Raw genomic sequence first — 24980 nt, forward strand, 5'->3', positions numbered from 1 at the left:
CCCCATCCTAGGGAGCGGAGCCCCCGTACCCGGTCCGCGCGCGGGGCCGGGAGCGCCCCGCCGGTGTGGGCGGGCCGGCAGTCGCTGCGTTATACATGGCTGGACCCGCCCCCGGACGAGGAGTCGACGATGACCGCTGGTGCCCTGACCCATCTCGACAGCGCCCACCTCGGCGAGCTCGGGGTGCCCGTCCCCCGCTACGACCGGTCGGCGGTGACCACCGGGATCGTGCACTTCGGCGTCGGCGGCTTCCACCGCGCCCACCAGGCCATGTACCTCGACCGGCTGATGGAGCAGGGGCTCGCCCTCGACTGGGGCATCTGCGGCGTCGGCGTGATGCCCTCCGACGCGCGGATGCGGGACGCGATGGCCGCGCAGGACTGCCTCTACACCCTGGTGCTCAAGGACCCCGACGGCAGCTGGACCCCGAAGGTCGTCGGCTCGGTCGTCGAGTACCTGTTCGCCCCCGACGACGCCGAGGCCGTGGTCGAGAAGATGGCCGACCCCGCCACCCGTGTCGTCTCGCTCACCGTCACCGAGGGCGGCTACAACTTCTCCCCCGTCACCGGCGAGTTCGACGCGGAGAACCCGGCCGTCGTGGCCGACCTGCGGCCGGGTGCGGTGCCGGCGACGGTGTTCGGCCTGGTCACCGAGGCCCTCGCCCGACGCCGCGATCGCGGTCAGGCCCCCTTCACCGTCATGTCCTGCGACAACATCCCCGGCAACGGCCACATGGCCCAGCAGGTGTTCTCGGCCTTCGCCGACCTCCGCGACCCCGAGCTCGGCCGGTGGGTGCGCGCGGAGGTCAGCTTCCCCAACTCCATGGTCGACCGGATCACCCCGGTCACCACCGACGACGACAAGGCCCAGATCGCCGAGCGGTTCGGCCTCGACGACGCCTGGCCGGTGGTCTGCGAGCCGTTCACCCAGTGGGTCCTGGAGGACCGCTTCACCCAGGGCCGGCCCCCGCTGGAGGAGGTCGGCGTGCAGGTGGTCGACGACGTCGAGCCCTACGAGCTGATGAAGCTGCGGCTGCTCAACGCCAGCCACCAGGCGCTCTGCTACCTCGGCTACCTGGCCGGCTTCCGGCTGGTCCACGAGGTCGCGCAGGACCCGCTGTTCGCCCGGTTCCTGCGCGCCTACATGGACGACGAGGGCACGCCGACGCTGCCGCCCGTCCCGGGCATGGACCTCGAGGTCTACAAGAGCGAGCTCATCGCGCGCTTCTCCAACGACGCCGTCCGCGACACCGTGGCCCGGCTGTGCGCCGAGAGCTCCGACCGCATCCCCAAGTGGCTGCTGCCCGTCATCCGCACCAACCTCGCCGCCGGCCGCAGCACCCGCTACGCCGCGGCCGTCGTGGCCAGCTGGGCCCGCTACGCCGAGGGCGTCGACGAGCAGGGCGAGCCGATCGAGGTGGTCGACCGGCTGGCCGAGGAGCTCACCGGGATCGCCGCCCGCCAGCAGGAGGAGCCGCTGGCCTTCGTGGCCAACCGGCGGCTGTTCGGCGACCTGGCTGACGAGCCGGGCTTCACCGAGCCCTACCTCGCGGTGCTCGGCTCCCTGCACGAGCGCGGCGCGCGGGCCACGCTCGAGTCGCTGATGGGCACGGGCTCGGCTTCCTGACCTCCGGGCCGGGTTGGTCCAGCGGGTGACCGGGTACCCGGACCGGCACCCGTCCCCACCCGAGGAGCCTCCCCGTGCACCGAACGCCCGCCCCCGTCCCGGACCCGCGCTGAGCACCGCGGCGCACGGCCCCGCGCGCAGCAGCCGGGACCGCAGGACCGGCACACCACCGGCGCGCGCCAGCTGGTGGTCCGGGGTCCTGGTCGGCGTGGGCGTCGCGGCCTTCGTCGACGAGACCGTCTTCCACCAGCTGCTGCACTGGCACCACTTCTACGACCGCTCGACGCCGGAGGCGGGCCTCGTGTCCGACGGCGTCTTCCACGCCGTCGGCTGGTTCGCCGTCGTCGCCGGGCTGTTCTGGTTCGCGGCGCTCCGCCGCCGGGCCGAGCTGGTGACAGCGCGCTGGGTGGGCGGGCTGCTGGTGGGGACCGGCGCCTTCCAGCTCTACGACGGCACCGTGCAGCACAAGCTGCTGGGCCTGCACCAGATCCGCTACGACGTCGCCCTGCTGCCCTACGACCTCACCTGGAACCTCGTCGCCGTCGCCCTGCTGGTGGCCGGCGTCCTCGTCGCCCGGCGCGACCGCCGGCCGGCACCGGCCGGGCCGGGGTCCTGAGCGGTGGACGGGCACGCCGGTCACGGACCCGACCCGACCACCCTGCTGGTGCTGCTGGTCGCGGTGCCGGCGGTGGTGGGCTACCTGGTGGCCGTCCGCGGCGAGGCCGGCCGGCGGAGCTGGCCGCCCGGGCGCACCGCCTGCTGGCTGGCCGGGGTCGCCGCGGTGGTGGCGGGGACGACCGGTCCGCTCGCCGCCGCCGCCCACACCGACTTCCGGGCGCACGCGGTGGCCCACGTGCTGGTCGGGATGCTCGGCCCGCTGCTGCTGGTCCTCGGCGCCCCGGTCACCCTGGCCCTGCGGGCCCTCCCGGTGGCGGGCGCCCGGCGGCTGAGCGGCGTGCTGCGCAGCCGCCCGCTCCGGCTGCTCACCGAGCCCGCCGTCGCCGTCGTGCTGGACCTCGGCGGCCTGTGGCTGCTCTACCGGACGCCGCTGCTGGGCTGGACGCACACCGCGCCCGCCGTCCACCTGGCGGTGCACCTGCACCTCGTGCTGGCCGGCTACCTGCTGGCCGCCGTCCTGGTGGGCCGCGACCCGCTCCCCCACCGGCGCTCGCACCGGCACCGCGCCGTCGCCCTGGTGGTGGCGCTGGCCGCGCACGGGATCCTGGCCAAGACGCTGTGGGCCGAGCCCCCGGCGGCCGTCGACGCGGCCACCGCGCAGGCGGGCGCGGTGGTCATGTACTACGCCGGCGACGTCGTCGAGGTGGCGATGGCGGTGCTGCTGTGCCGCCGCTGGTTCGCCGGCCCCGGCGCCCGGCCGCGCGTCCGCGCCGCGGCGCTGCCGACGGGGTGAGCAGGGCTGCTCCGGGGTAGCGACCCGGCATGCCGTCCACCGCCCTCGGGGACCCGCGCCGGCCCGTCCCGGTGCGCACCATCCTCGCCACCATCGGCCTCGTGCTGGCCACCGCCCTGACCCTGCTGCTGCTCTACGAGGTGCGCCGGACCCTGGTCTGGGTCGTCGTCGCCGTCTTCTTCACCATCGCGCTGTACCCGGTGACCAACTGGGTCGAGCGGCACCTCACGTGGTTCCACCGGACGCTCGCGACCCTGCTGGTGTTCCTCGTCGTGCTGGCGCTGGTCGGCGGGCTGGTGACCCTCTTCGCGGTGCCGCTGGCGCGCGAGGGGGCCGACTTCGCCGTCCGGCTGCCCGACCTGGTCGCGGACGCCCGCGCCGGTCGCGGACCCGTCGGCGACCTGCTCGAGCGCACCCACGCGCTGGGCTACCTGCAGGAGAACCAGGAGCGGATCAGCGGCTTCGTCACCGGGCTGACGACGCCGGCCGCCGGTCTGCTGCGCGAGGTGGCGACGGGGGTCGCCGGGGTGGTCACCGTCTTCGTCCTGGCCCTGCTGATGGTGCTGGAGGGCCCGAAGGTCGTCGACGGGACGCTCACCTCATCGACAGCCCGCGGCAGCGCGAGCGGGTGCGCCGGGTGGCGGGCGACTGCGCGAAGTCGATCACCGGCTACATCTCCGGCAACCTGCTGATCAGCCTGATCTGCGGGCTGCTCACCTGGCTGGTGCTCAGCATCATGGACGTCCCGTTCGCCGGGCTGATCGCGCTGTTCGTCGCGGTGGCCGACCTCATCCCGCTGGTCGGGGCCACCGTCGGGGCCCTGGTGGCGATCGTCGCGGCGGCGGTGCAGTCGGTGCCGGCGCTGGTCGTCGTCGCGATCTTCTTCGTCGCCTACCAGCAGCTGGAGAACCACGTCCTGCAACCGGTGATCCTGGCCCGCACGGTGAAGCTCAACCCGCTTGCCGTGCTCGTCTCGATCCTCGTCGGGGTCGAGCTGGCGGGGGTGCTGGGCGCGCTGCTGGCCATCCCCGTCGCCGGCATCGTGCAGGTGGTGCTGCGCGACGTGTGGGACCACCGGGGCGGGCAGACCAAGGACGAGGTCACCGTCGGCGAGGACGAGCGGCCGGCGGTGCAGCCGGCCGGCTAGCCGGTCGCCGCGACCGGGTGCGGACGCGACGACGCCGGTGGTCCCGTCGGGACCACCGGCGCCGGCCGCGTCGTGGGGTGGTGCTCAGGCCTCGTCGAAGCCCGCCCGGTCGACGCGGCGGTGGTACCGCATGCCCGCCAGGCCGCCCAGCAGGGCGCCGACGAGGCTGATCAGGACGATCGCGGCGACGGTGATGATCCCGCCGCCGGCGAGGGCGTCGCTGTTCACGGGCAGCCGGGGCAGCCCGTTGGCCCGGCTCATCAGGTCGACCTGGTTGCCGGCGACGAAGCCGAGCACCCCGACGACGATGGTGAAGATCACGGCCCACAGCCACACGCCGAGGCCCTGCTTGACGCCGCTGAACCGGGCCATCCGGGCGGCCACGTAGCCGCCGGCGAAGTAGGCCACCAGCACGACGACCAGCAGGATGATGCCGCTGACCAGGCCGATGGTGCGGATCTCGCTGTCGGCCGGCTGGGTGCCGAGGACGCCCTTGTAGCCGAGCGCCGCACCGATCGCGGCCAGCAGCGCGGTGAGCAGGACCGCCGTCCCGGTGGCGGTGAGCCAGCCGAAGAACGAGCAGCCGAACTTCATGCCGCCGAACTGCTCCTTCTGGCGGGCGACCAGCTCCTGGTGGTTCGACGCGCCGCCGGTCGGGCCGGGGCGCCGGTCGCCGGTGCTGGGGTTGACTGCGCTGCTCATGGTGTTTCTCCTCGTGGTCCGTGCGGGGCTGTGCCGCCGGGGCCGGGCCGCTCGGCCGCGCCCCGGACGTGGGACTGCCGCCGCTCCCCACACTAGGGGAGCGGCGGCAGGTTCTCCGGTTCACACGACCGGGGTCAGCGCTTCGTGTCGCCGTCGTCCTCGAGCTCGATCTGCTCCTTGCGGACGTCCTCCGACACCGTCTCGGTGTCGGTGACCGTCTCCTTGTCGAGGCGCACGCGCTCGACCGGGACGGCCTCCTTCTGCACGACCGGCTGCTCGGCGTGGAGGACGACCTCGTGCTCCTCCTCGCTGATGGCGGGGCCGTCGTAGGCCTCACCGCGGTTGCCCTCGGTGATGGGCTCGCGCTCGAGCCGCACCTCCTCGTGGCTCACCGGCACGGTCTGGGTGACGTTCTCGGTCACGACGTACTTGCGCAGCCGCGCGCGACCGGTCTCCCGCTGGGTGGTGCCCACGGTGACCTGCTCCTCGGAGCGGGTCATGGCCTCGTCGGTCGTCGGGCCCGAGGTGTCGTGCCCGACGGCGCCGCGGGTGCGGTCGTCGTCGAGGTCGCGGTCGGTGGCCGTGGTGGTGCCGAGGTCGTCGTCGCGGTCGGTGCCGGTGGTGGTCCCGGTGCCGGCGGCGAAGCCGGTCCCGGCGCCGGTGCCGCCGGTGGTCGCGGTCTCGGAGTAGTCGGCGTCGGAGGCGTTCTCGACGTAGCCGCTCGCGATGCCGGTCTCGGTGCCGGTGCCGCTCTGGGTGCCGGAGGTGGAGTCGGCGTAGCCGGCGCCGGTGGAGCCGCTGCCCAGGCCGTAGTAGGCGTAGAGCTGGTCCTCCTCCTCGGGCGACAGGTTGCCGTCGGGGTCGACGCGCGGGGCGTCGGTGACCTTGGACTTGTCGTACCCGACGACGACGTCGTCGCCGTCGACGCGGGCGCCCTCGAGCGGGACGAAGGACTCCTTGGTGCCGAACAGACCGGTCTTGGCGGTCACCCAGGTGGGGTCGCCGGTCGCGTCGTCCAGGTAGATCTGACCGATGCCCCCGATCTTGCCGCCGTCGGTGGAGACGACGTTCCCGCCGGAACCGGCGAGCGTGCGTGCTTGGTCAGTGGTCAGGCTCACGATGGTGCTCCTTCTGGGACGACCTCGCGGTCACCGGTGTTTACGGTGTAAACGCCGTCCCGTCACTGCTGTACCCCCGGGCCGTGGAGCCAAACAGGGACCGCGCGGAGCTTCCCGCACGGTCCCTGGTCGTCCCTCTGGCGCTGGGTCAGCGGCCGATGCCCAGGCGGTCGGTCACGCCCGAGAGGACCGAGGTGGGGCGCTGCTGCTCGCCGGCGAAGCTGCTGATGACCAGCAGGGCGCCGGTGAGGGCCGGGATGACCCACTGCAGCGTCTGGAGCTGCTCCTGGGCCTTCGCGACCTCGGGCGGGGTGCTGGCGGCCGGCTCGGTGCCGGAGGCGGCGGGCACGGCGCCGTGGTCGGAGACCTTGCGGCCCAGCACCCGGCTGTAGCCGGTGGCGCCGAGCGCGGCGACGGTCACGACGGTCTTGACGACCGACATCGTGCCGACGCCCTGCTGGCCGGCGATCCGCTGGCGGTTGCCGAGCAGCTGGCCGACGGAGCCGACGAGGTGGGCGCCGATGGCGACGGCGTTGACCGGGGTCCAGGCGTCCCAGCCGGCGTTGGAGACGGCGCCGGTCGAGCGGGCGTCGCTGGCGGCCGAGGCGGCGCGGTTCAGGGCCACCGCGTTGGCGAGGGTCCCGCCGAACCAGGCCGACAGGCCGACGTCGTGCAGCGAGCGGGAGATGACATTGGTCTTCATGGAGCTCCTCGAGACTTGGTGCGGACCTCCATGACTACCCCGCGCCTCCGGGCCTCACACGGCGGGGGCCCGTGGGAAGGCTCACGCATCCAGATCGCCGCCGGGCCCGTACGTGGCGCGCCCGGCCGTGCCGTCAGGGCCGGCCCATCCCCCGGTAGGTCCAGCCGGCGGCGCGCCAGGCCCCGGCGTCGAGGACGTTGCGGCCGTCGAGCACCAGCTTCGCCGACACCAGCCCGCCCACGGCGACCGGGTCGAGGGCGCGGTACTCCGGCCACTCGGTGACGAGCACGACCGCGTCGGCCCCCCGCAGCGCGTCGAGGGTGTCGGTGGCGAAGCCCAGCTGGGGGTGCATCCGCAGCGAGTTGGGGATGGCGGCCGGGTCGGTCGCGACCACGTGCGCGCCCAGGCCGTTGAGGCGGACGGCGACGTCGAGCGCCGGGGAGTCGCGGACGTCGTCGGACTCGGGCTTGAAGGCCAGCCCCAGCACGGCGACCTTCTTCTGGTAGACCACCCCGCCCAGGGACTCGACGACCATGTCGACCATCTGCTGGCGCCGGCGCAGGTTGATCGCGTCGACCTCCTTGAGGAAGGCGGTCGACTCCCCCCGCCCCAGCTCCTCGGCCCGGGCCGCGAAGGCCCGGATGTCCTTGGGCAGGCAGCCACCGCCGAAGCCGATGCCGGCGTTGAGGAAGCGTCGCCCGATACGGGCGTCGTGGCCGATCGCGTCGGCGAGGGCGGTGACGTCGCCGCCGGCCGCGTCCGCGATCTCGGCCATCGCGTTGATGAAGGAGATCTTCGTGGCCAGGAAGGCGTTGGCGGCGACCTTGACCAGCTCGGCGGTCGCGAAGTCGGTGACGATCAGCGGGGTGTCCCGGCCGATCGCGTCGGCGTAGACCTCGTCGAGCAGCGCGCGGGCCTCCTCCCCCCGTCGACCGGGCGGCACGCCGTAGACCAGCCGGTCCGGGCTGATCGTGTCCTGCACCGCGAAGCCCTCGCGGAGGAACTCGGGGTTCCAGGCCAGGGTGGCGCCCGAGCCCGCCTCGTCCAGCCGGGCCTGCAGCCGGGCCGCGGTGCCGACCGGGACGGTCGACTTGCCGACGACGAGGTCGCCCGGCCGCAGGTGCGGCAGCAGGCCCTCGACGGCGGCGTCCACGTAGGTGAGGTCGGCCGCATTCTCGCCGCGGCGCTGCGGCGTGCCGACGGCGACGAAGTGCACCCGGGCTCCGCGGACGGCGGCGGCGTCGGTGGAGAACGCCAGCCGGCCCGACGCCGCGCCCGCGCGGAGCAGGTCCTCCAGGCCCGGCTCGAAGATCGGCGCGGACCCGGAGGCGAGGGCCTCGACCTTGGCGACGTCCACGTCCACGCCCACCACGTCGTGCCCCAGCTGGGCCATGGAGGCGGCGTGCACGGCCCCGAGGTAGCCGCAGCCGATGACGGAGATCTTCACGGGATCCTTCGGGGTGGTCCGACGAGCGGGAGCGGGAGCGGGATCGCGTGGCAGGGCCCTCGCACGCCCGGCGCGGCGGCCGGGACGGCACAAACTACCCGACGGCCCGGAGCGGCCGGTCCGGCCGCGGGCAGCCGTCAGCCCGGCCGGCGCCCCGTGACGGCCCACTCCCGGAGGCGGTCGATGCGCTCCTGCAGCTGCTCGGCGCTGGCGATCGCGGTGGGCGGACCGCCGCACTCGGTGCGCAGCTGGGCGTGCACGACGCCGTGCGGCAGGTCGGTGCGGTGGTGCCAGGCGGCGACCAGGCCGTTGAGCTCCTTGCGCAGCGCCCGCAGCTCCTCGTGGGTGCTGACGGTCGGCGCCGGCGCGGCGTCGCGGGGGCTGCGCGAGAGGTGGTTCGCCTGGTGGCGGCGGAGCAGGTCCTTCACCTGGTCGGGCTCCAGCAGGCCGGGGAGGCCGAGGTAGTCCGCCTCCTCGTCGCTGCCCGACTGGGTGGTGAGGCCGAAGTCGGCGCCGTCGAAGACGACCCGGTCGAAGTCGGCCTCGCTGCCCAGGGCGGTGAACTCCCCCTCCGGCAGGTCGCGCTCGCTCTCGGTCCGCTCGGCCTCCACCAGCAGGTCGGCCTCGTCGACCTCCTTCGGGGCCCGCAGGACGTGGTCGCGCTCCTTCTCCATCTCGGAGGCGAACAGCAGCAGGTTCGGCACGCTGGGCACGAAGACCGACGCCGACTCCCCCTTGCTGCGGGCGCGGACGAAGCGGCCGACGGCCTGGGCGAAGAACAGCGGTGTCGACGTCGACGTGGCGTAGACCCCGACGGCCAGCCGCGGCACGTCGACGCCCTCGGAGACCATCCGGACCGCCACCATCCACCGGGCGTCGCCCTCGGCGAAGGTGGTGATCTTCTTGCTCGACTGCGGCTCGTCGCTGAGCACCAGCGTCGGCGCGCGGCCGGTGATGGCCTTGAGCAGCCCGGCGTAGGCCCGGGCCGCCGTCTGGTCGGTGGCGATGACGAGGCCGCCGGCGTCGGGGACGTGGGCCCGGATCTCGCTGAGCCGGGTGTCGGCGGCCTTGAGCACGGCCGGGATCCAGGAGCCCTGCGGGTCCAGGGCCGTGCGCAGGGCCTGGCTGGCGAGGTCCTTGGTGAGCGGGCCGCCCAGCCGGGCCGAGATCTCGTCGCCGGCGCTGGTCCGCCAGTGCAGGTCACCGGAGTAGGCCATGAAGAGCACGGGCCGGACGATGCCGTCGGCCAGCGCCTCGCCGTAGCCGTAGGCGTAGTCGGCCTTGGACCGCAGCACGCCGGCGCCGTCGGCCTCGTAGCGGACGAACGGGATGGGGTTGGTGTCGGAGCGGAACGGGGTGCCGGTGAGCATCAGCCGGCGGGTGGCCGGCTCGAAGGCCTCGCGGACCGCCTCGCCCCAGCTGAGCGCGTCGCCCGCGTGGTGCACCTCGTCGAGGATGACGAGGGTCTTGAAGCCCTCGGTCCGGATCCGCAGGGCCAGCGGGTTCACCGCGACGCCGGCGTAGGTCAGGGCGATGCCCTGGTAGTCGCGGCTGGTCCGGCCCTGCTTGACGCCGAAGTTCGGGTCGATGGCCAGGTTGATGCGGTGTGCGGCCTCGGCCCACTGGGTCTTCAGGTGCTCGGTCGGCGCGACGATGATGATGCGGTCGATCTGGCGCCGGGCCAGCAGGTTCTGCGCCAGCGTGAGCGCGAACGAGGTCTTGCCGGCGCCGGGCGTGGCGACGGCCAGGAAGTCGCGGGGGGTCTCGTCGAAGTACCGCTGCAGCGCCGCCGCCTGCCAGGCCCGGAGGCTCTTGGCGGTGCCCCAGGCGGCCCGGGCGGGGAACGCGGGAGGCAGCCCGGAGGCGGCGATGGCTGCGGCAGCACCCGCGGCGGACGCGGGGTCGGGCTGGGCAGACATTCCCCAGAGTCTAGGACCCCGGACCGGTCCGGACCGCACCCCGCGCGGGGGCCGGCGGGCTCTCAGCGGGGCGCGAACTCGTTGCGGACGACCCCGATCCGCAGGCTGGCCAGGGCGGCGAGCACCGCGATCACCATCATCGAGAGCAGCAGGACGCCGAAGGTCAGCGGCAGGTCGCCGCCGGGTCGCAGCGCGTTGAACAGCGAGCCGGCGATGCCGACGAAGACGCTGGAGCCGAGGGCGTCGAAGAGGTTCAGCGAGGAGGCGTTGCGGCCCTGCTCGGCCTCCGACGACAGGGTCATCACCGCCAGCGAGGTGCTGGAGACCGAGAGGCCCATGCCGAAGCCGGCGAAGACCCAGCCGACGCCGGCGAGCCAGAACGGCACGCCCGGCAGGAAGGCCAGGGTGCCGACCGAGGCGAGGCCCAGCGCGACCGAGCAGCAGCCGACGGTGATGAGCCGGTCGCGGCGCAGCCGCAGCCAGGGCCGGGACTGGATCCAGGAGCCGGTCGTCCAGCCGACGGCACCCACGGTGAGGGTGGCCCCGGCCAGGACCAGGGCGACGCCGCGCTGCTCGACGAGCATCAGCGGGATGAAGGCCTCGCCGCCGAAGAAGGCGCCGGGCAGCAGGCCGCGGACCACGATGACCGGGGAGATCCCCCGACGGAAGCGCAGGAAGCCGGGCGGCATCAGCCGGGGCAGGCCCACCGCCAGCCCGGCGAGGCCGGCGACGAGCAGCACGAGCGCGACGACGTCGAGCCGCTGCCCGGCCAGCTGCAGCGCGGCCGCGGCGAGCGAGACGACGACGGCCGCCCAGATCGGCGCGGGTGGCCGGGCCCCCGGTTCCGGCTCGCTGGGCACGAAGGAGCGCATCAGCCGGAGCATCGTCGGCAGCACGAGGGCGCCGCCGAGGGCGACCAGCGGCAGGACGGCGAAGAACACCCAGTGCCAGCTGAGCCGGTGGGTCAGCCAGGCCGAGACGGGCGGGCCGACGAAGGCCGGCAGCACCCAGGCGGTGGAGATGTAGCTGAACATCCGCGGCCGGTCCTGCGGCGCGAACACCTGGGCGACGCAGACGAAGATCGAGACGTTGAGGACGCCACCGCCGAGCCCCTGCACGAAGCGGCCGGCGATGAGCTGGCCCATCGTCGTGGCGGAGCCGGCCAGCACCAGGCCGAGGGCGAAGACGACGATGCCCACCAGCAGCGGCCGGGCCGGGCCGATCCGGTCCCCCAGGCGGCCGCCGACCACGGTGGAGAACAGCATCCCGATGACGAAGACCGAGAAGGACCAGGCGTAGTAGGCGAAGCCGTCGAGGTCGCGGGCAGCGACCGGCATCGCGGTGGCCACGGCGATGGACTCGAAGGCGACGGCGACGATGGTCGCGCAGACCCCGACGACGAGCCGGCGCTGGGACACCGGAGGTGCGGGCGGGGCTCCCGGGGACGTCGGTCCGGCGTCGGTGCCCTGGGTGCCGGGGGTGCTCACCGGCCCAGTCCACCACCCCCGCACCAGCCCGGCAGAATCCTCCACCCCGTGGCCGTGCTGTCTACACTGACCGCGTGAGCCAGCAGCTGAGCCCGGGAGCCGAGACGATCGTCGACGAGCGCGTCGCCGAGCGTGAAGACCTGCGTCTCGAGGAGGGTGACCACGAGCGCTTCTCGCACTACGTGCCCAAGGAGAAGCTCACCGAGGCCATGGTGCTGGGCACCCCCGTCGTCGCGCTCTGCGGCAAGGTGTGGGTCCCCAGCCGCGACCCCGAGCGCTTCCCCGTCTGCCCCGAGTGCCAGGAGATCTGGGCCGGGATGTCCGAGGGCGGGGACGACGAGGACTGAGCTCCTCCACAGGGGCCTGACCCGCTCGGGTCTCCTGCACAGGCGACCCTCGGGGCGTCCTGCCGCCCGCTGACGTCCGGATCCTCCCGGTGTGGACGAGGCGGAGCTCGGGCGGGCGCTGGTCGCGGGCGGCGGGGTCCTCCGTCGTCAGGAGCTGGCCGAGCACCGCGCTGCCCTGGACTGGCAGCTGCGGTCGGGGCGGCTGGTGCCCCTGCTCCCCGGCACCTACGCGCTCGCGGAGCAGGCCGGTGAGCCGGCCGTCCGCCTCCGCGCCGTCTGCGTCACCCACCCGGACGCGGTGCTCGTCGGAGGCGCGGCCGCGCGCCTGGGTTTCTGGCCCACCGCCCCGCTGCCCGTGGTGGAGGCCGCGCTGCCGGTCGGCCTGCGGCCCCAGCCCGGGTACCGCTGGCAGCGCCGCCGCATCCCGCCGGAGCTCGTCGTCGAGCGGGGCGGGCTGCGCTGGACCGACCCGGCGCTGACGGCGGTCGAGCTCGCGACGGAGGCGTGCGCCGAGGCGGTGGACCTCGCCCTGCGGACCCGGTCGGCCACGCTGGCCGGGATGCACGAGGCGCTCCGGCTGACCCGGCACCGCGCGGGCAACGCGGAGCGCGCCCGGGTGCTGCTCGACTCCCGCGACGAGCCCTGGTCGGAGGCGGAACGTCGCGCGCACCGGCTCCTGCGGGCGGCCGGCGTGACGGGGTGGCGGTCCAACCTCCCCGTCGTCGTCTCCGGGCGGACCTACTACCTGGACATCGCCTTCCGCGGCGCCCGGCTCGCCGTCGAGATCGACGGCCGGCTGCACGAGGACGACGACTCGCTCTTCGAGTCCGACCGCTGGCGGCAGAACGCGCTCGTGCGCGCCGGCTGGCGCGTGCTCCGCTTCACCTGGGCGATGCTGCGCGACCACCCCGAGGAGTTCGTGCAGGAGGTCCGCGCCGCCCTGGTTCTGCAGACGCAGTGGCGCACCGGACGGCTCTGAGGCCGTCCTGACGTCACTACGTCTGCAGATCCAGGGGGGCCATGTCCACCGAGACCTTCATCGTCGAGGACTTCGACTCGGTGAAGATGACGCCCTTGACCGGCAGGACGTCGCCGTAGTCGCGGCCGTAGGCCACCGTGGCGTGGGACTCGTCGATCACCTTGGCGTTGGTCGGGTCGAGGTAGAGCCAGCCGCCGCCCGGCACCCAGCAGCCCACCCAGGCGTGGCTGGCGTCGGCGCCCACCAGCCGGGGCTTCCCCGGCGGCGGACGGGTGGCCAGGTAGCCGCTGACGTAGCGGCCGGCCAGCCCCAGCGAGCGGAGGCCGGACAGCATGACGTGGGAGAAGTCCTGGCAGACGCCGGTCCGGCGCTCCAGCAGGGTGCTCACCGTCGTGCCCACCGAGGTGGAGCCGAACTTGTAGGTGAAGTCGTCGTGCACGCGGTGCATGAGCTCGACCGCGGCCTCCCCCAGCGGCCGGCCCGGGGTGAACGACTGCCGGGTGTACTCCTCGACGCCGGGCGGCACCTCGACGTAGGGCGAGGGGAAGGTGAAGTCGGTGGCCGACCAGGCGTCCGGCTGCTCGGGCCGGACGGCGGGCCGGGCCTGCTCCCAGGGCACGGCGAGGTGCTCCTCGTCCGGGCGCCCGACGCCCACCTCGACGTGGCTGACGGCGGTGACCACGAGCTCGCGGTGCGGCTGCGTCACGTGGAAGTAGGACTTCGCGTTGCCGTAGAGGTCGTCGTGGACGAACAGGTCGTCCGCCCCGGGCGCGACCGTGATCTCGTGGCTGAGGCAGCGCTGCCAGCCGAGGTCGCGCGGGCGCAGGTGGAACTGGCCGTAGCTGGCGGTGACGTCGGCCTCGTAGGTGTAGGTGGTGCTGTGCTGGATCCGGTAGGTCCTCACGGGGTCCCTCCCCAGCTCGAGGTGTCCGAGAGCGGCTGCTGGGTGGGCGGCTGCTGCTGGTACTGGGTGCGGACGGCGTCGGAGAGGTCGCGGAGCTGGTCGTGCAGCTCGGCGAGGAACCGCTCCAGGCCCGGCCGGCGGTCGCCGTCGGCGGCGACGAGGGCGTCCGGGTCGGCCGTCCGGACCGTCTCGACGAGCGTCTCCAGCAGCCGCAGCGGCCGGGCGGTCGGCGAGGTGGTCGGCAGCGCCTGCAGGTCGGCGAGCACCCGGGCCAGCTGGTAGGCCACCGAGCGCGGGTTGTGCTGGTCGACGACCAGCAGCTCGACCAGGGCCTCGGGCCCGGAGCGCCCGCGGTAGCGCCGCCGGTAGGTGACGATCGACTCCGAGGCCGTCAGCACCGCCTCGGCCACCATCCGGTCGGTGTCGGCTGCGCGCTCGCGCACCACCGTCACCCGCAGCAGGGCGACGACCTGCAGCGCCCGCTCGATCCCGCGGCCGGCGTCGAGCATGAACCAGCCCGGGTCGCGGACCATGTTCTCGCTGATGATGCCGGCCAGGGCCAGCAGCCCCGACAGCACCCGCTCGCTGACGTCGACCAGCTGCAGCCCCTGGTCGTGGGGGTTGGCGGCGAGGGCGGCCAGCGCCCGGTCCACCTCCGCGAGCACCATCCAGACGTCCTCGGACAGCTGGTCGCGGACGCCCTGGGCCGCCATCGACAACGAGGCCAGCGCCTGGGCCGCCGTCCCGGAGCGGTGCCGGTCCAGCAGCATCGCCCGCAGCTCGGGCATCAGCTCGGCCCGGCCGAGGAACCCCGGGTAGGCCGTGCTGACGTGGGTGACGGCCTGCAGCAGCACCTCGAGCGCCCGCCCGTGGGTGGTGTCGAGGTCGGTCTCGATGGCCAGGGTCCGGGTGGCCAGCACCAGGCGGAGCAGGTCCTCCGCGCGCTCGGCGTAGCGGCCGAACCAGAAGAGGTCGCTGAGCACGCGCGGCACCATCGCGGCCGGCGCGCTCGGGTGCCGGGTGTGCGGGACGGCCCGGCGCGGCACGACCACGCGGCTGGCCACGACGGGCTCGCTGCTGACCACCCACACGTCCTTGGCCAGCCCGCCGTCGGGCGCGGTGACCAGCGGGCCGTGCCGGTCGCCGGCCTGGTCGGCCACCCGGGCCAGGCCGCCGAGCATCGGGGTGTAGGAGGTCCCGCTGCGGACGACGAAGGAGCGCAGCACGACGTCGCGCGGCACCAGCCGCTCGGCCACCGTCGTCGGCGCCGAGGACAGCGGCAGCACCTCCTGGCCGACGAAGCGGTGCGGGGCGGCGTCGATCCGGGCCCGCAGCGTCTCGCGCTGCGCGGCGGTGAGCGCGGAGCCGAGGACGCTGCGGCCGGCGTCGCGGGTGATCGGGCGGACGACGAGCTCGTCGAGGTGCGCCAGCACGTGGGAACGGCCGGCCGGGTCGCCGCACCACCAGGTGTCGACCGAGGGCAGCCGCAGCGGCTGCCCCAGCAGCCGCTCGCTGAGCCGGGGCAGGAAGGGCAGCAGCGCCGGGTTCTCGAGGATCCCAGAGCCGAGGGTGTTGACGACGCTGACGCTGCCCTGCCGCACGCACTCCAGCAGTCCGCTGACGCCGAGCCGCGAGCCCGGGCGCAGCTCCAGCGGGTCGGTCCACACCGAGTCGACGCGGCGCAGGATGACGTCGACCTGCTCGCGCCGGCCCAGGCCGCGCAGCCAGACCCGGCCGTCGCGGACGGTGAGGTCGCTGCCCTCGACCAGCGGGAAGCCGAGCAGGGAGGCGACGAAGGCCTGGTCGAAGGCGGTCTCGCTGTGCGGTCCCGGGCTCAGCACGACGACGCGCGGGTCCTCCACCGTCGGCGGGGCCGACTCGACCAGCGCGGTCCGCATCGCCTGGAAGAACGGCGTCAGCCGGTGCAGGTTCGCCGCGTGGTACAGCTCGGGCATCACCCGGGAGACGACCCGGCGGTTCTGCATGGCGAAGCCGGCCCCGGACGGCGCCTGCGTGCGGTCGGCGAGGACCTTCCAGTCCCCCGCGGCGTCACGGCCGAGGTCGGCGGCGGTGAGGAACAGCCGCTGGCTCTCCAGCGCCTCGGTCCCGACCACGGGCCGGAGGTACTCGCTGTGGTCGAGGACGGCGGCGGCCGGGATGTCGCCGGAGGCGAGCAGCCGCTGCGGGCCGTAGAGGTCGGCCAGCACCGCGTCGAGCAGCTCGGCGCGCTGGACGACGCCGGCCTCCAGCACCGCCCACTCGCGGTCGTCGAGCACCAGCGGCACCGGGTCCAGGCGCCAGGGCCGCGGCTGGGCCAGCGCCGTCGCCGCGACGGGGGCCGGGTCGTCCACCACCGACACCGCCGACCCCGGGCTGGGGGTGTAGGTGACGTTGTCGTCCTCGAGCAGCCGGGCCACCTCGCGCTGGGCGTGGGCCAGGTCGCCATCGACGAAGCGGTCCAGCCCCTCGAGCAGCCCGCGCCACCCGCGGCGCGGGGTGCCGTCGGGCGCTGCGAGCTCGTCGAAGCCGGGCTCGGGGGTCAGCACATCGCCCTGCCCCGCGGTGGCGAGGTAGCGGCCGAGCACGGTCACCGGGACCGCACCCCGCTCGCGGCGGGGCGCCGGCGCAGGTCCAGCGTCAGCGGGTGCTCCTGCGGCAGGGCCGCCCGGGCGCCGGCCTCGGCGTCGAGGGCGGCGACGTCGACCGGTCCGGGCGTGTGCCCGGAGGGCTCGAACCGCCGCGCGCGCCGGGCCTCGGCCTCGGCCGCGTTCACCGGCGGGTGGGCGTAGGACCGGCCGCCCGGGTGGACGACGTGGTAGGTCACGCCGCCCAGCGCGACCCCGTTCGCCCGGTCGACGACGTCGAGGTGCAGCGGGGCGTCGACCTCCAGGGTCGGGTGCAGGGCCGACCACGGCGTCCACGCCTGGTAGCGGATGCCGGCGACGTGCTGGCCGCTCGTCCCGGTCGGCGCCAGCGGCACCGGCCGGCCGTTGCAGGTCAGCACCTGGCGCTCGGGCACGAAGCCGTCGACGAGGACCTGGACCCGCTCGGTCGAGGAGTCGACGTAGCGCGCGGTGCCGCCGGAGCTGGCCTCCTCCCCCAGCACGTTCCAGGGCTCGATGGCCTGGCGCAGCTCCACGCGGACGGGGCTGCCGTCGGCCGCGCTGACGGTGGTCTCGCCGATCCGGGGGAAGCGGAACTCGCCGAAGGGGGTCAGCCAGGCCGGGTCGACGTCCAGCCCGTGCGCGCGCAGGTCCGCCACGACCTCGGCGGCGTCGGCCAGCGCGAAGTGCGGCAGCAGGAAGCGCTCGTGCAACGCCGGGCCCCAGCGGACCAGCGGGCCGGCGTAGGGCTCCTTGGCGAAGCGGGCCACCAGGGCGCGGACCAGCAGCGCCTGGACCAGCCCCATGTCCGGGTGCGGCGGCATCTCGAACGCGCGCAGCTCCAGCAGCCCCAGCCGCCCGCGGGTGGCGTTGGGGCTCCACAGCTTGTCGACGCAGAACTCCGACCGGTGCGCGTTGCCGGTGAGGTCGGTGAGCAGGTTCCGCAGCGAGCGGTCGACCCGCCAGGGCCGCAGGTCGTCGGCGGGTAGCGCCGCGATCTCGGCGAAGGCGGTCTCCAGCTCGTACGTCGCGTCGGGGCGGCCCTCGTCGGCGCGCGGCGCCTGGCTGGTGGCGCCGACGAAGCGGCCCGAGAACAGGTAGGACAGCGACGGGTGGTGCTGCCAGAAGGTGAGCATGCTGACGAGCAGGTCGGGCCGGCGCAGCAGCGGCGAGCGGGCCGGCGTCGGGCCGCCGAGGGTGAGGTGGTTGCCGCCCCCGGTGCCGCGGTGCCCGCCGTCGAGGGCGAAGGTCTCGGTGCCGAGGCCCTGCTCGGCGGCCAGCCGGTGCACCGTGCGGGTCACCTCGGCGAGCTCGGCCCAGCCGGCCGTCGGGTGCAGGTTGACCTCGATGACGCCCGGGTCGGGGGTGACGCCCAGGGTGCGGACCCGCGGGTCCGGCGGCGGGCCGTAGCCCTCCAGCACGACGGGGGTGCCCAGCGCGGCGGCGCACCGCTCGACGAGCCGCACCAGCTCGACGAAGCGCTCGAGCTGCTCCAGCGGCGGCAGGAAGACGTGCACCGAGCCGTCCCTGGGCTCGACGACCAGCGCGGTGCGGGCGGGCACCTCGTCGGGGTCGGCGACGACGGCGTGCAGCCCCTCGCCGGGCTCGGCCAGCACGTCGTCGGGCGCGACGTAGGACGCCTCGCCCGGACCCTCGCGGTCGGACCAGGAGAGGGAGTCCAACGGCAGCCGCATGCCGGCCGGGTAGTCCCCCGGCACCAGCACGACGCGGTCGCGGCGGGTCCGCCAGACCGGGCTGGACCAGGCGCCGCCGAACCAGGACGGGACCAGCGGCAGCACCCAGGCAGCGGGGTCCGTCGCGGCGGCGTCGAGGTCGGCGGCCAGCGCCGGGGAGGCCGTCCGCGGGTCCTGGCCGGGCCGCGGGCCGACGGGCTGGCGCAGGTCGGCGGCCAGCGCCGCGAGCGGGTCCTCGTAGCAGGGCTGCGCCTGCGTCGCGGGGAGCCCGGCCTCGGTCGCCAGCCGGGCGGCGAGCGCCGCGGCGCGGGCCGGGGCGTCGTCGCCGGCCGTGCGCTGCTGCGGGTCGGCCAGCAGGGCGGGGTCGGCCCACAGCGGCACGCCGTCCGCGCGCCAGACCAGGCCGATCTCCCAGCGGGGCTGGTCCTCGCCGGGGTACCAGCGGCCCTGGCTGCGCTGGACGAGCCCGCCGCGGGCGTAGTGCTCGGCCAGCCGCAGGGCCAGCCGGTCGGCCCGCTCCCGCTTGTCGGCGCCGTCGGCCGTCACCGTCCACTCCGGGGCGCTCGGCCGGTCGAGCGCGACGAAGGTGGGCTCGCCGCCCATCGTCAGCTCCAGCCCGGCGGCGGCCAGCCGCTCGTCGACGAGCGCGCCGACCCGCGAGATCCCGTCCACCTGGGCGGGCGTGTAGGGCCGGGTGACCCGCAGGTCCTCGTGCACCCGGGTGATGCTGCTGGAGAAGCTGAACGTGGTCTCGCTGGGGTCGGTGGCGCCGGTGACGGGCGCCGCCGAGGACGGCTCGGGCGTGGCGGCGAGCGGGATGTGGCCCTCGCTGGCGAACAGCGCCGAGGTGGGGTCCAGCCCGATCCAGCCGGCCCCGGGCAGGAACACCTCGGCCCACGCGTGCAGGTCGGTGAAGTCCTCGGCGGGGCCGCCCGCGCCGGGCACGTCGGGCGCGAGCTGCACGAGGTAGCCCGAGACGAAGCGGGCGGCGAGCCCGAGGTGCCGCAGCGCGGTGACGAGCAGCCAGGCCGAGTCGCGGCAGCTGCCGACCGCCCGGGTGAGGGTCTCGGCCGGGGTCTGGACGCCCTCCTCCATCCGCAGCGAGTAGGCGACGTCACCGTTCACCGCGCTGTTGAGGGCGACCAGGACGTCGATCGTCGAGCGGCCCTCGAGCCCGCTGCGCACCCGGTCCAGCCAGCCGGCCAGCACCGGGTCGGCCGCGGCCGTGCCGAGGTAGGGCTGCAGGTCACGGGCCAGCTGGTCGTCGTAGGCGAAGGGGAAGGTCCCGGCGTAGGGCTCGACGAAGAAGTCGAAGGGGTTGATGACGCCGAGGTCGGCGACCAGCCCGACGGTGATCTCCAGGGTGTCGGCCGGGTGCGGGAAGACGAGCCGCGCGAGGTGGTTCCCGAAGGGGTCCTGCTGCCAGTTGACGAAGTGGTCGGCCGGGCTGACCGTCAGCGAGTAGGCGCTCACCGGGGTGCGCGTGTGCGGTGCCGGCCGCAGCCGCACCACGTGCGGGCCGATCCCGATGCTCCGGTCGAACCGGTAGGTGGTGCGGTGCTCCAGCGCGACCTTGGTGCTCATCGACGACTCCCTGACCTGCTCGACGGGCACGGGCGGGGACGAGGGCCGGACGACGGCGTCCGGCCCCGTCCGGGACCTGCGGGCTGGCTCAGTAGCGGTACTGGTCGGACTTGAACGGCCCGGTCGTCGGCACGCCGAGGTAGTCGGCCTGCTTGTCGGTCAGCTCGGTGAGCTTGACCCCCAGCGCGTCGAGGTGCAGCCGGGCCACGGCCTCGTCGAGGTGCTTGGGCAGGGTGTAGACCCCGACCGGGTACTCCTGCGGCTTGGTGTAGAGCTCGATCTGGGCCAGCACCTGGTTGGTGAAGGAGTTGCTCATCACGAAGCTGGGGTGGCCGGTGGCGTTGCCGAGGTTCATCAGCCGGCCCTCGCTGAGCACGATGACCGAGCGCTCGCCGTCGGTGCCGCCGTCGAAGACCCACTGGTCGACCTGCGGCTTGATCCGGACCCGGGTGGCGTCGGGGCGCTTGGCCAGCCCGGCCATGTCGATCTCGTTGTCGAAGTGGCCGATGTTGGCCACGATCGCCTGGTTCTTCATCCGGCCCATCTGGTCGGCGGTGATGACGCCGAGGCAGCCGGTCGCGGTGACGAAGATGTCGACGAGCGGCAGCGCCTCCTCCAGGGTGGTGACCTGGAACCCGTCCATGGCCGCCTGCAGCGCGCAGATCGGGTCGACCTCGGTGACGATGACGCGGGCGCCCTGGCCGCGCAGCGCCTCGGCGCAGCCCTTGCCGACGTCGCCGTAGCCGCAGACGAGGACGGTCTTGCCGCCGATGAGGACGTCGGTCGCCCGGTTCAGGCCGTCGATCAGCGAGTGCCGGGTGCCGTACTTGTTGTCGAACTTGGACTTGGTCACCGAGTCGTTGACGTTGATCGCCGGGAACAGCAGCTGGTCGCCGCGGAACATCTCGTAGAGCCGGTGCACGCCGGTGGTGGTCTCCTCGGTGACGCCCTGGATGGCGTTGCCGATGGCCAGCCAGTCGACGTCCTCCTCGAGGGTGCGCTTGATGAGCGCGATGATGACGTGCAGCTCCTCGGGGTCGTCGTCCTCGGCCTGCGGGACCTGGCCGGTCTTGACCGCCTCGACCGCCCGGTGCACCAGCAGGGTGGCGTCCCCGCCGTCGTCGAGGATCATGTTGGCCAGCTTGCCGTCGGGCCAGCGCAGGATCTCCAGCGTCTGCTCCCAGTACTCCTCCAGCGTCTCGCCCTTCCAGGCGAACACGGGCGAGCCGGCCGGGGCCTCGGGCGTGCCGTCGCCGACGACGACGGCCGCGGCGGCCTGGTCCTGGGTGGAGAAGATGTTGCAGCTGGCCCAGCGGACCTCCGCGCCCAGGGCGACGAGGGTCTCGATCAGCACGGCGGTCTGGGTCGTCATGTGGATCGACCCGGCGATCCGGGCGCCGGTGAGCGGCTTCGACTCCCCGAACTGCTCGCGCATGGCCATCAGACCCGGCATCTCGTGCTCGGCGAGCTTGATCTCGAGGCGGCCGAAGTCGGCCAGGGTCAGATCTGCGACGCGGTAGTCCATGGGGCCCAGCGTAGGGGCTCCCGCCGACAGCGTCCTCCTGTGCCGCGGGGCGGTCTCAGTGCGCCGGGGCACCCGGCCGCTCGGGCCGCGGCGCGGGGGTGTAGTCGGCGTGGAAGACGTCCGGCTCGAGGTAGAGCGCGGTCACCATCGGCTCGGCCTCGCGGATGGCCCGCTCGGCCGCGTCGATGGCCTCGGCGACCTCGCCGGCGGTCTCCGCGGCCGGCACCGCGATCTTGGCGGCGACCAGGATCTCCTCCGGACCGAGGTGCAGCGTCTTCATGTGGATGAGCCCCTCGACGCCCGGGGTCCCGGTGATCGCGGCCTCGATCCTCCGGACCGCCTCCGGCCCGGCGGACTCCCCCAGCAGCAGGCTCTTGGTCTCGTAGGCCAGCGAGATGGCGACGGCGACGAGCAGCAGGCCGATCATCGCCGTGCCGACGACGTCGAACAGCCCGTTGCGCGTGAGCAGCGTGAGCCCCACGCCGAACAGCGCGAAGACCAGGCCGACGAGCGCGGCGAAGTCCTCGAGCAGGATGACGGGCAGCTCGGGGGCCTTGGCGCTCTTGACGAAGCGGCCGAGGCTCTGCTTCCCGCGGGACTTGTTGGCCTCGCGGACCGCCGTCCGGAACGACAGCGACTCGGCGACGATCGCCGCGGCCAGCACGGCCAGCGGCACCCACCACCACCGGCTGTCGAGGAGCTCGTTGCCGTGGCCCTCCTGGATCTCCTCGTACTTGTGGTACGCCTCGTAGAGCGCGAAGACCCCGCCGATGCTGAACAGCACGATGGAGACCAGGAACGCGAAGACGTAGCGCTCGCGGCCGAAGCCGAAGGGGTGCTCGGCCGTCGGCGCCCGGCGGGCCCGCTTGCCGCCGACGAGCAGCAGCACCTGGTTGCCGGAGTCGGCCACCGAGTGGATGGCCTCGGCCAGCATCGAGGAGGCGCCGGTCAGCGCCCAGGCCCCGAACTTGGTCGCCGCGATGGCGAGGTTCGCGGTCAGCGCGGCCACGACGGCCCTGGTCCCACCTTCGGTGCTCACGCCCGGATCCTCTCAGACCCGCCGACGGCTCCGCCGGAGGCCGGGCAGCGGGTCAGAGGTCGACGTAGCGGCCGAGGCCGACGGCCAGGTAGACCGCGGCGAACATGCCGGTCTGCAGCAGGTGGGCGTAGCGCTCGACGTCGGAGCCGTGGTGCTGGCTGACGGTGCAGACCCGCACGTCCTGGTGCTCGGCGGCGGCGCGCAGCCGGTTGAGGTCGCGGCGGACCAGGCTGTCCTGGCTGCCGTCGTCGAGCAGCACGAGGGCGGGCCGGCGGTCGGCGTCGGCGTCGTCCTCGAAGGGGTCGGCGAAGGGGTCGCGCGGGACCTGGGACTCCAGGATCGGCAGCAGCTCGTCGGCGTCGGCGGCCAGCGCGGCGCGCCCGCTCGCGGCCCGCAGGGCCTCGGCGACGCGACGGCTCGCGCGGGCGGCGAGCACGGTGCCGCCCCAGGCCAGCGGCTGGGCCTCGGCCAGGCTGACGGCGAGGTCCTTGGCGGGGTTCTCCGAGACGTCGAGGAACGGGGAGCAGTCGGCGGCGACCTGGTCGAGGGCGTCGGCGACGGCCTGCGGGTCGACGACCGGCCCCAGGCCGAGGCGCTGCAGCCCGGCGAGGGTGACCACCGCCGCCGACAGCGGGTCGGCGGCCGAGGTCGGCAGCAGCACGGTGGAGCGCGAGGCGGCGTGCTCGGCGACCAGCGAGGCCGGCGGGCAGGCGATGAGCAGCTGGCAGCCGCGGCGGACGGCCTCGTGCACCGTGGCCACCACGCCCGGCTCGGCGCCGTCGCTCGCCATCACGACGACGAGGTCGAGCGCGCCGACCCAGCCGGGCAGGCCGTGGGCGGGCCAGGCGACGAACGGCACCGGGCAGACGGGCTCCAGCACCGCGCGCAGCAGCCGCGCCTCCGAGCCGGCGGCGATGACGGCGCGCGGCCGGACGTCGTCGGTCAGGGTGGCGAGCGGCCGCTCGGCGTCGGCGGCCTCCCGGCGCACCCGGGCGCCGGCCTCGGCGAGCCGGCGCAGCACGGCGTCGGCGCCCTCCAGCGCGGAGCGGTCCTCCAGCAGCGAGTCCTCGAACACGGGGTCAGCCGGCGTCGGGCCGGCGGGCCTCGTCGATGAGGAGCACGGGGATGCCCTGCCGCACGGGGTACGCCAGACCGCAGTCGGCGGCGAGGCAGACCAGCTCCTCGCGCTCGTGGTCGACGGCCAGCGCGCCGTGGCAGTGGGGGCAGGCCAGGATCTCCAGCAGCTCGGGAGCCAGCTCGACAGCCATCGTTCTCCTTCGGTCGTGCGGTCGGTGCCCGGCGGTGCGCGGTCCGCGCGACCGGGGTCAGCGGCGGACGAGCGCGAGCACCTCGTCGCGCAGGGACTCCATCATGTCCTGCGTCCGCGCCTCGACGTTCAGCCGGAGCAGCGGCTCGGTGTTGCTGGGCCGGACGTTGACCCACCAGTCCTCCCCCGCGACGGTCAGCCCGTCGACGTGGTCGGCCGTGCCGCGGCCGGCGAAGGCCTCCTCCACCCGGGCGATCGCGGCGGGCGCGTCGGTGACGGTGGAGTTGAGCTCGCCAGAGGGGACGTAGCGGGTGTACTCGGCGCTGAGGGCCGACAGCGGCTCGTCGGAGCGTCCCAGCAGGGCCAGCACGTGCAGCGCGGCCAGCATGCCGGTGTCGGCGCCCCAGAAGTCGCGGAAGTAGTAGTGCGCGGAGTGCTCGCCGCCGAAGATCGCCCCGTGCTCGGCCATCCCGGCCTTGACGAACGTGTGGCCGACCCGGGTGATGACGATCTCCCCGCCCAGCTCGCGGACGATCTCGGGCACCGACCAGGACGTGATCTTGTTGCAGACCACGGTGCTGCCCGGCTCGCGGGCCAGCTCGGAGCGGGCGATCATCGCCGTCACCGTGGAGGGCGTCACCACCTCCCCGCGCTCGTCGATGACGAAGCAGCGGTCGGCGTCGCCGTCGAAGACCAGGGCCAGGTCGGCGCCGTGCTCGCGGACCGCGGCCTGGGCGTCGACGAGGTTCTCCGGCTCCAGCGGGTTGGGCTGGTGGTTCGGGAAGGTGCCGTCGGGGTCGGTGTAGAGGCCGACCAGGTCGAGGTCGAGGGTGCCGAGGACGGCGGGCAGGGTGTGCCCGGCCATCCCGTTGCCGGCGTCGGCGACCACCGTCAGCCGGCGGATCCCGGTGAGGTCGACGAGGGAGAGCAGGTGCTCGGCGTAGGCCGGCAGCAGGTCCTGCTCGGTGCGGGTCCCGCGGGTGGCGGCGGGGACGGGCTGCGCGCCCTGGGCGAGCCGGGCGATCTCGACCAGCTGGGCCGGGTCGATCGGCTTCGCGCCCGGCCGGCAGAACTTCACGCCGTTGTAGGCGGCCGGGTTGTGGCTGGCGGTGAACATCGCGCCGGGCAGGTCCAGCCGGCCCGAGGCGAACCACAGCTCGTCGGTGCTGGCCAGGCCGATGTCGAGGACGTCGACGCCCCGGCTCAGCACGCCCTCGGTGAACGCGGCGGACATCCGCTCACCGCTCACCCGCATGTCGCGGCCGAGCACCAGCTGGTCACCGGCGCCCAGACCCAGCACGGCGACCAGGGCCACGCCGACGGCCGTCGCCCCCGCCTCGTCCCACTCGGGGTCGGGGCCCTCGGTGACGCCGCGGATGTCGTTGGCCTTGAAGATTCCCTCGGTGATCATCGGTGCGGATCATACGGGGACGTCGTGACGTCCCCGGTCGACCGAGCCCCGGCGTGGGACCGCGTCA

The 24980-nt window shown here is 74.5% G+C and carries 21 protein-coding genes; 7 read left to right on the top strand and 14 right to left on the bottom strand.

Features of this window, described 5'->3' with window-relative positions:
- The first annotated feature begins 129 nt into the window (after nt 1-129).
- Genes JOF54_RS06165 through JOF54_RS21430 form a run of 5 tightly spaced genes read left to right on the top strand, consistent with a single transcriptional unit; the run spans nt 130 to nt 4184 of the window.
- Complete coding sequence (locus JOF54_RS06165; RefSeq protein ID WP_210053925.1) at nt 130-1626, top strand: mannitol dehydrogenase family protein; 1497 nt, start codon at nt 130-132, stop codon at nt 1624-1626.
- A gap of 25 nt (nt 1627-1651) precedes the next feature.
- Complete coding sequence (locus JOF54_RS06170) at nt 1652-2242, top strand: DUF2243 domain-containing protein (protein WP_307803883.1); 591 nt, start codon at nt 1652-1654, stop codon at nt 2240-2242.
- Nucleotides 2243-2245: 3 nt separating this feature from the next.
- A complete protein-coding gene (locus JOF54_RS06175; RefSeq protein ID WP_210053927.1) occupies nt 2246-3037 on the top strand; it encodes a cytochrome c oxidase assembly protein in 792 nt (263 codons plus the stop codon).
- A gap of 29 nt (nt 3038-3066) precedes the next feature.
- On the top strand, nt 3067-3729 hold the full coding sequence (locus JOF54_RS21425; protein ID WP_210053930.1) for an AI-2E family transporter: 663 nt from the start codon (nt 3067-3069) through the stop codon (nt 3727-3729).
- Nucleotides 3675-4184, top strand: a complete 510-nt coding sequence (locus tag JOF54_RS21430) for an AI-2E family transporter (protein WP_210053931.1) — start codon at nt 3675-3677, stop codon at nt 4182-4184. Before JOF54_RS21425 ends, JOF54_RS21430 begins: the two co-directional genes overlap by 55 nt.
- A gap of 84 nt (nt 4185-4268) precedes the next feature.
- Here the strand turns inward: JOF54_RS21430 and JOF54_RS06190 are convergent, their stop codons facing one another.
- From JOF54_RS06190 to JOF54_RS06215, 6 genes are all read right to left on the bottom strand, one after another.
- Entirely contained in the window at nt 4269-4886 is a 618-nt protein-coding gene (locus tag JOF54_RS06190) for a hypothetical protein (RefSeq protein ID WP_210053933.1), read from the bottom strand.
- Nucleotides 4887-5020: 134 nt separating this feature from the next.
- Complete coding sequence (locus tag JOF54_RS06195; protein WP_210053935.1) at nt 5021-6004, bottom strand: YsnF/AvaK domain-containing protein; 984 nt, start codon at nt 6002-6004, stop codon at nt 5021-5023.
- Nucleotides 6005-6152: 148 nt separating this feature from the next.
- Nucleotides 6153-6707 carry a hypothetical protein gene (locus JOF54_RS06200; RefSeq protein WP_210053938.1) on the bottom strand — a complete coding sequence of 185 codons (555 nt, stop codon included), beginning with the start codon at nt 6705-6707 and terminating at the stop codon, nt 6153-6155.
- A 133-nt stretch (nt 6708-6840) separates the two neighbouring features.
- Nucleotides 6841-8154, bottom strand: a complete 1314-nt coding sequence (locus JOF54_RS06205) for a UDP-glucose dehydrogenase family protein (protein WP_210053940.1) — start codon at nt 8152-8154, stop codon at nt 6841-6843.
- A 137-nt stretch (nt 8155-8291) separates the two neighbouring features.
- Nucleotides 8292-10073, bottom strand: a complete 1782-nt coding sequence (locus tag JOF54_RS06210) for a DEAD/DEAH box helicase (protein WP_210053942.1) — start codon at nt 10071-10073, stop codon at nt 8292-8294.
- Nucleotides 10074-10135: 62 nt separating this feature from the next.
- Nucleotides 10136-11560, bottom strand: coding sequence for an MFS transporter (locus JOF54_RS06215; RefSeq protein WP_210053944.1), 1425 nt, complete (start codon nt 11558-11560; stop codon nt 10136-10138).
- Nucleotides 11561-11634: 74 nt separating this feature from the next.
- Here JOF54_RS06215 and JOF54_RS06220 point away from each other — a divergent pair, with 74 nt between their 5' ends.
- A complete protein-coding gene (locus JOF54_RS06220) occupies nt 11635-11907 on the top strand; it encodes a DUF3039 domain-containing protein (RefSeq protein ID WP_210053946.1) in 273 nt (90 codons plus the stop codon).
- Nucleotides 11908-11998: 91 nt separating this feature from the next.
- The gene (locus tag JOF54_RS21805; RefSeq protein WP_210053948.1) at nt 11999-12886 is read left to right on the top strand and encodes a PDDEXK-like endonuclease domain-containing protein; all 888 of its coding nucleotides are present in this window, start codon (nt 11999-12001) and stop codon (nt 12884-12886) included.
- 16 nt (nt 12887-12902) lie between these two features.
- Here JOF54_RS21805 and JOF54_RS06230 read toward each other — a convergent pair whose 3' ends face one another.
- The 8 genes from JOF54_RS06230 to JOF54_RS06265 form a co-directional block, all read right to left on the bottom strand.
- Nucleotides 12903-13790, bottom strand: a complete 888-nt coding sequence (locus JOF54_RS06230) for a transglutaminase family protein (protein WP_210053950.1) — start codon at nt 13788-13790, stop codon at nt 12903-12905.
- Complete coding sequence (locus JOF54_RS06235; RefSeq protein WP_210053952.1) at nt 13787-16381, bottom strand: circularly permuted type 2 ATP-grasp protein; 2595 nt, start codon at nt 16379-16381, stop codon at nt 13787-13789. Before JOF54_RS06235 ends, JOF54_RS06230 begins: the two co-directional genes overlap by 4 nt.
- Nucleotides 16378-19671: a transglutaminase family protein gene (locus JOF54_RS06240; protein ID WP_210053954.1), complete on the bottom strand. Its 3294-nt coding sequence runs from the start codon at nt 19669-19671 to the stop codon at nt 16378-16380. The genes JOF54_RS06235 and JOF54_RS06240 overlap by 4 nt, the downstream gene beginning before the upstream one ends.
- Nucleotides 19672-19759: 88 nt before the next feature.
- Complete coding sequence (ahcY, locus tag JOF54_RS06245) at nt 19760-21196, bottom strand: adenosylhomocysteinase (protein ID WP_210053956.1); 1437 nt, start codon at nt 21194-21196, stop codon at nt 19760-19762.
- Between the two features lie 55 nt (nt 21197-21251).
- Nucleotides 21252-22235 carry a cation diffusion facilitator family transporter gene (locus JOF54_RS06250; protein ID WP_210053958.1) on the bottom strand — a complete coding sequence of 328 codons (984 nt, stop codon included), beginning with the start codon at nt 22233-22235 and terminating at the stop codon, nt 21252-21254.
- Nucleotides 22236-22287: 52 nt separating this feature from the next.
- Nucleotides 22288-23310, bottom strand: coding sequence for an SIS domain-containing protein (locus JOF54_RS06255; protein WP_210053960.1), 1023 nt, complete (start codon nt 23308-23310; stop codon nt 22288-22290).
- A gap of 4 nt (nt 23311-23314) precedes the next feature.
- On the bottom strand, nt 23315-23503 hold the full coding sequence (locus JOF54_RS06260; protein WP_210053961.1) for a Trm112 family protein: 189 nt from the start codon (nt 23501-23503) through the stop codon (nt 23315-23317).
- A gap of 57 nt (nt 23504-23560) precedes the next feature.
- Nucleotides 23561-24913 (bottom strand): phosphomannomutase/phosphoglucomutase, encoded by a 1353-nt coding sequence (locus tag JOF54_RS06265; protein ID WP_210053963.1) that lies wholly within the window; start codon nt 24911-24913, stop codon nt 23561-23563.
- Nucleotides 24914-24980: the final 67 nt, after the last annotated feature.

This window comes from Microlunatus capsulatus, from assembly GCF_017876495.1.
Taxonomy (GTDB): domain Bacteria; phylum Actinomycetota; class Actinomycetes; order Propionibacteriales; family Propionibacteriaceae; genus Microlunatus; species Microlunatus capsulatus.

Bases quoted from the DNA above. Each gene is read 5' to 3' on its own strand.
- JOF54_RS06165 (WP_210053925.1), top strand. From the start codon at position 130: ATGACCGCTGGTGCCCTGACCCATCTCGACAGCGCCCACCTCGGCGAG.
- JOF54_RS21425 (WP_210053930.1), top strand. From the start codon at position 3,067: ATGCCGTCCACCGCCCTCGGGGACCCGCGCCGGCCCGTCCCGGTGCGC.
- JOF54_RS06190 (WP_210053933.1), bottom strand. From the start codon at position 4,886: ATGAGCAGCGCAGTCAACCCCAGCACCGGCGACCGGCGCCCCGGCCCG.
- JOF54_RS06200 (WP_210053938.1), bottom strand. From the start codon at position 6,707: ATGAAGACCAATGTCATCTCCCGCTCGCTGCACGACGTCGGCCTGTCG.
- JOF54_RS06210 (WP_210053942.1), bottom strand. From the start codon at position 10,073: ATGTCTGCCCAGCCCGACCCCGCGTCCGCCGCGGGTGCTGCCGCAGCC.
- JOF54_RS06240 (WP_210053954.1), bottom strand. From the start codon at position 19,671: ATGAGCACCAAGGTCGCGCTGGAGCACCGCACCACCTACCGGTTCGAC.
- ahcY (WP_210053956.1), bottom strand. From the start codon at position 21,196: ATGGACTACCGCGTCGCAGATCTGACCCTGGCCGACTTCGGCCGCCTC.
- JOF54_RS06260 (WP_210053961.1), bottom strand. From the start codon at position 23,503: ATGGCTGTCGAGCTGGCTCCCGAGCTGCTGGAGATCCTGGCCTGCCCC.
- JOF54_RS06265 (WP_210053963.1), bottom strand. From the start codon at position 24,913: ATGATCACCGAGGGAATCTTCAAGGCCAACGACATCCGCGGCGTCACC.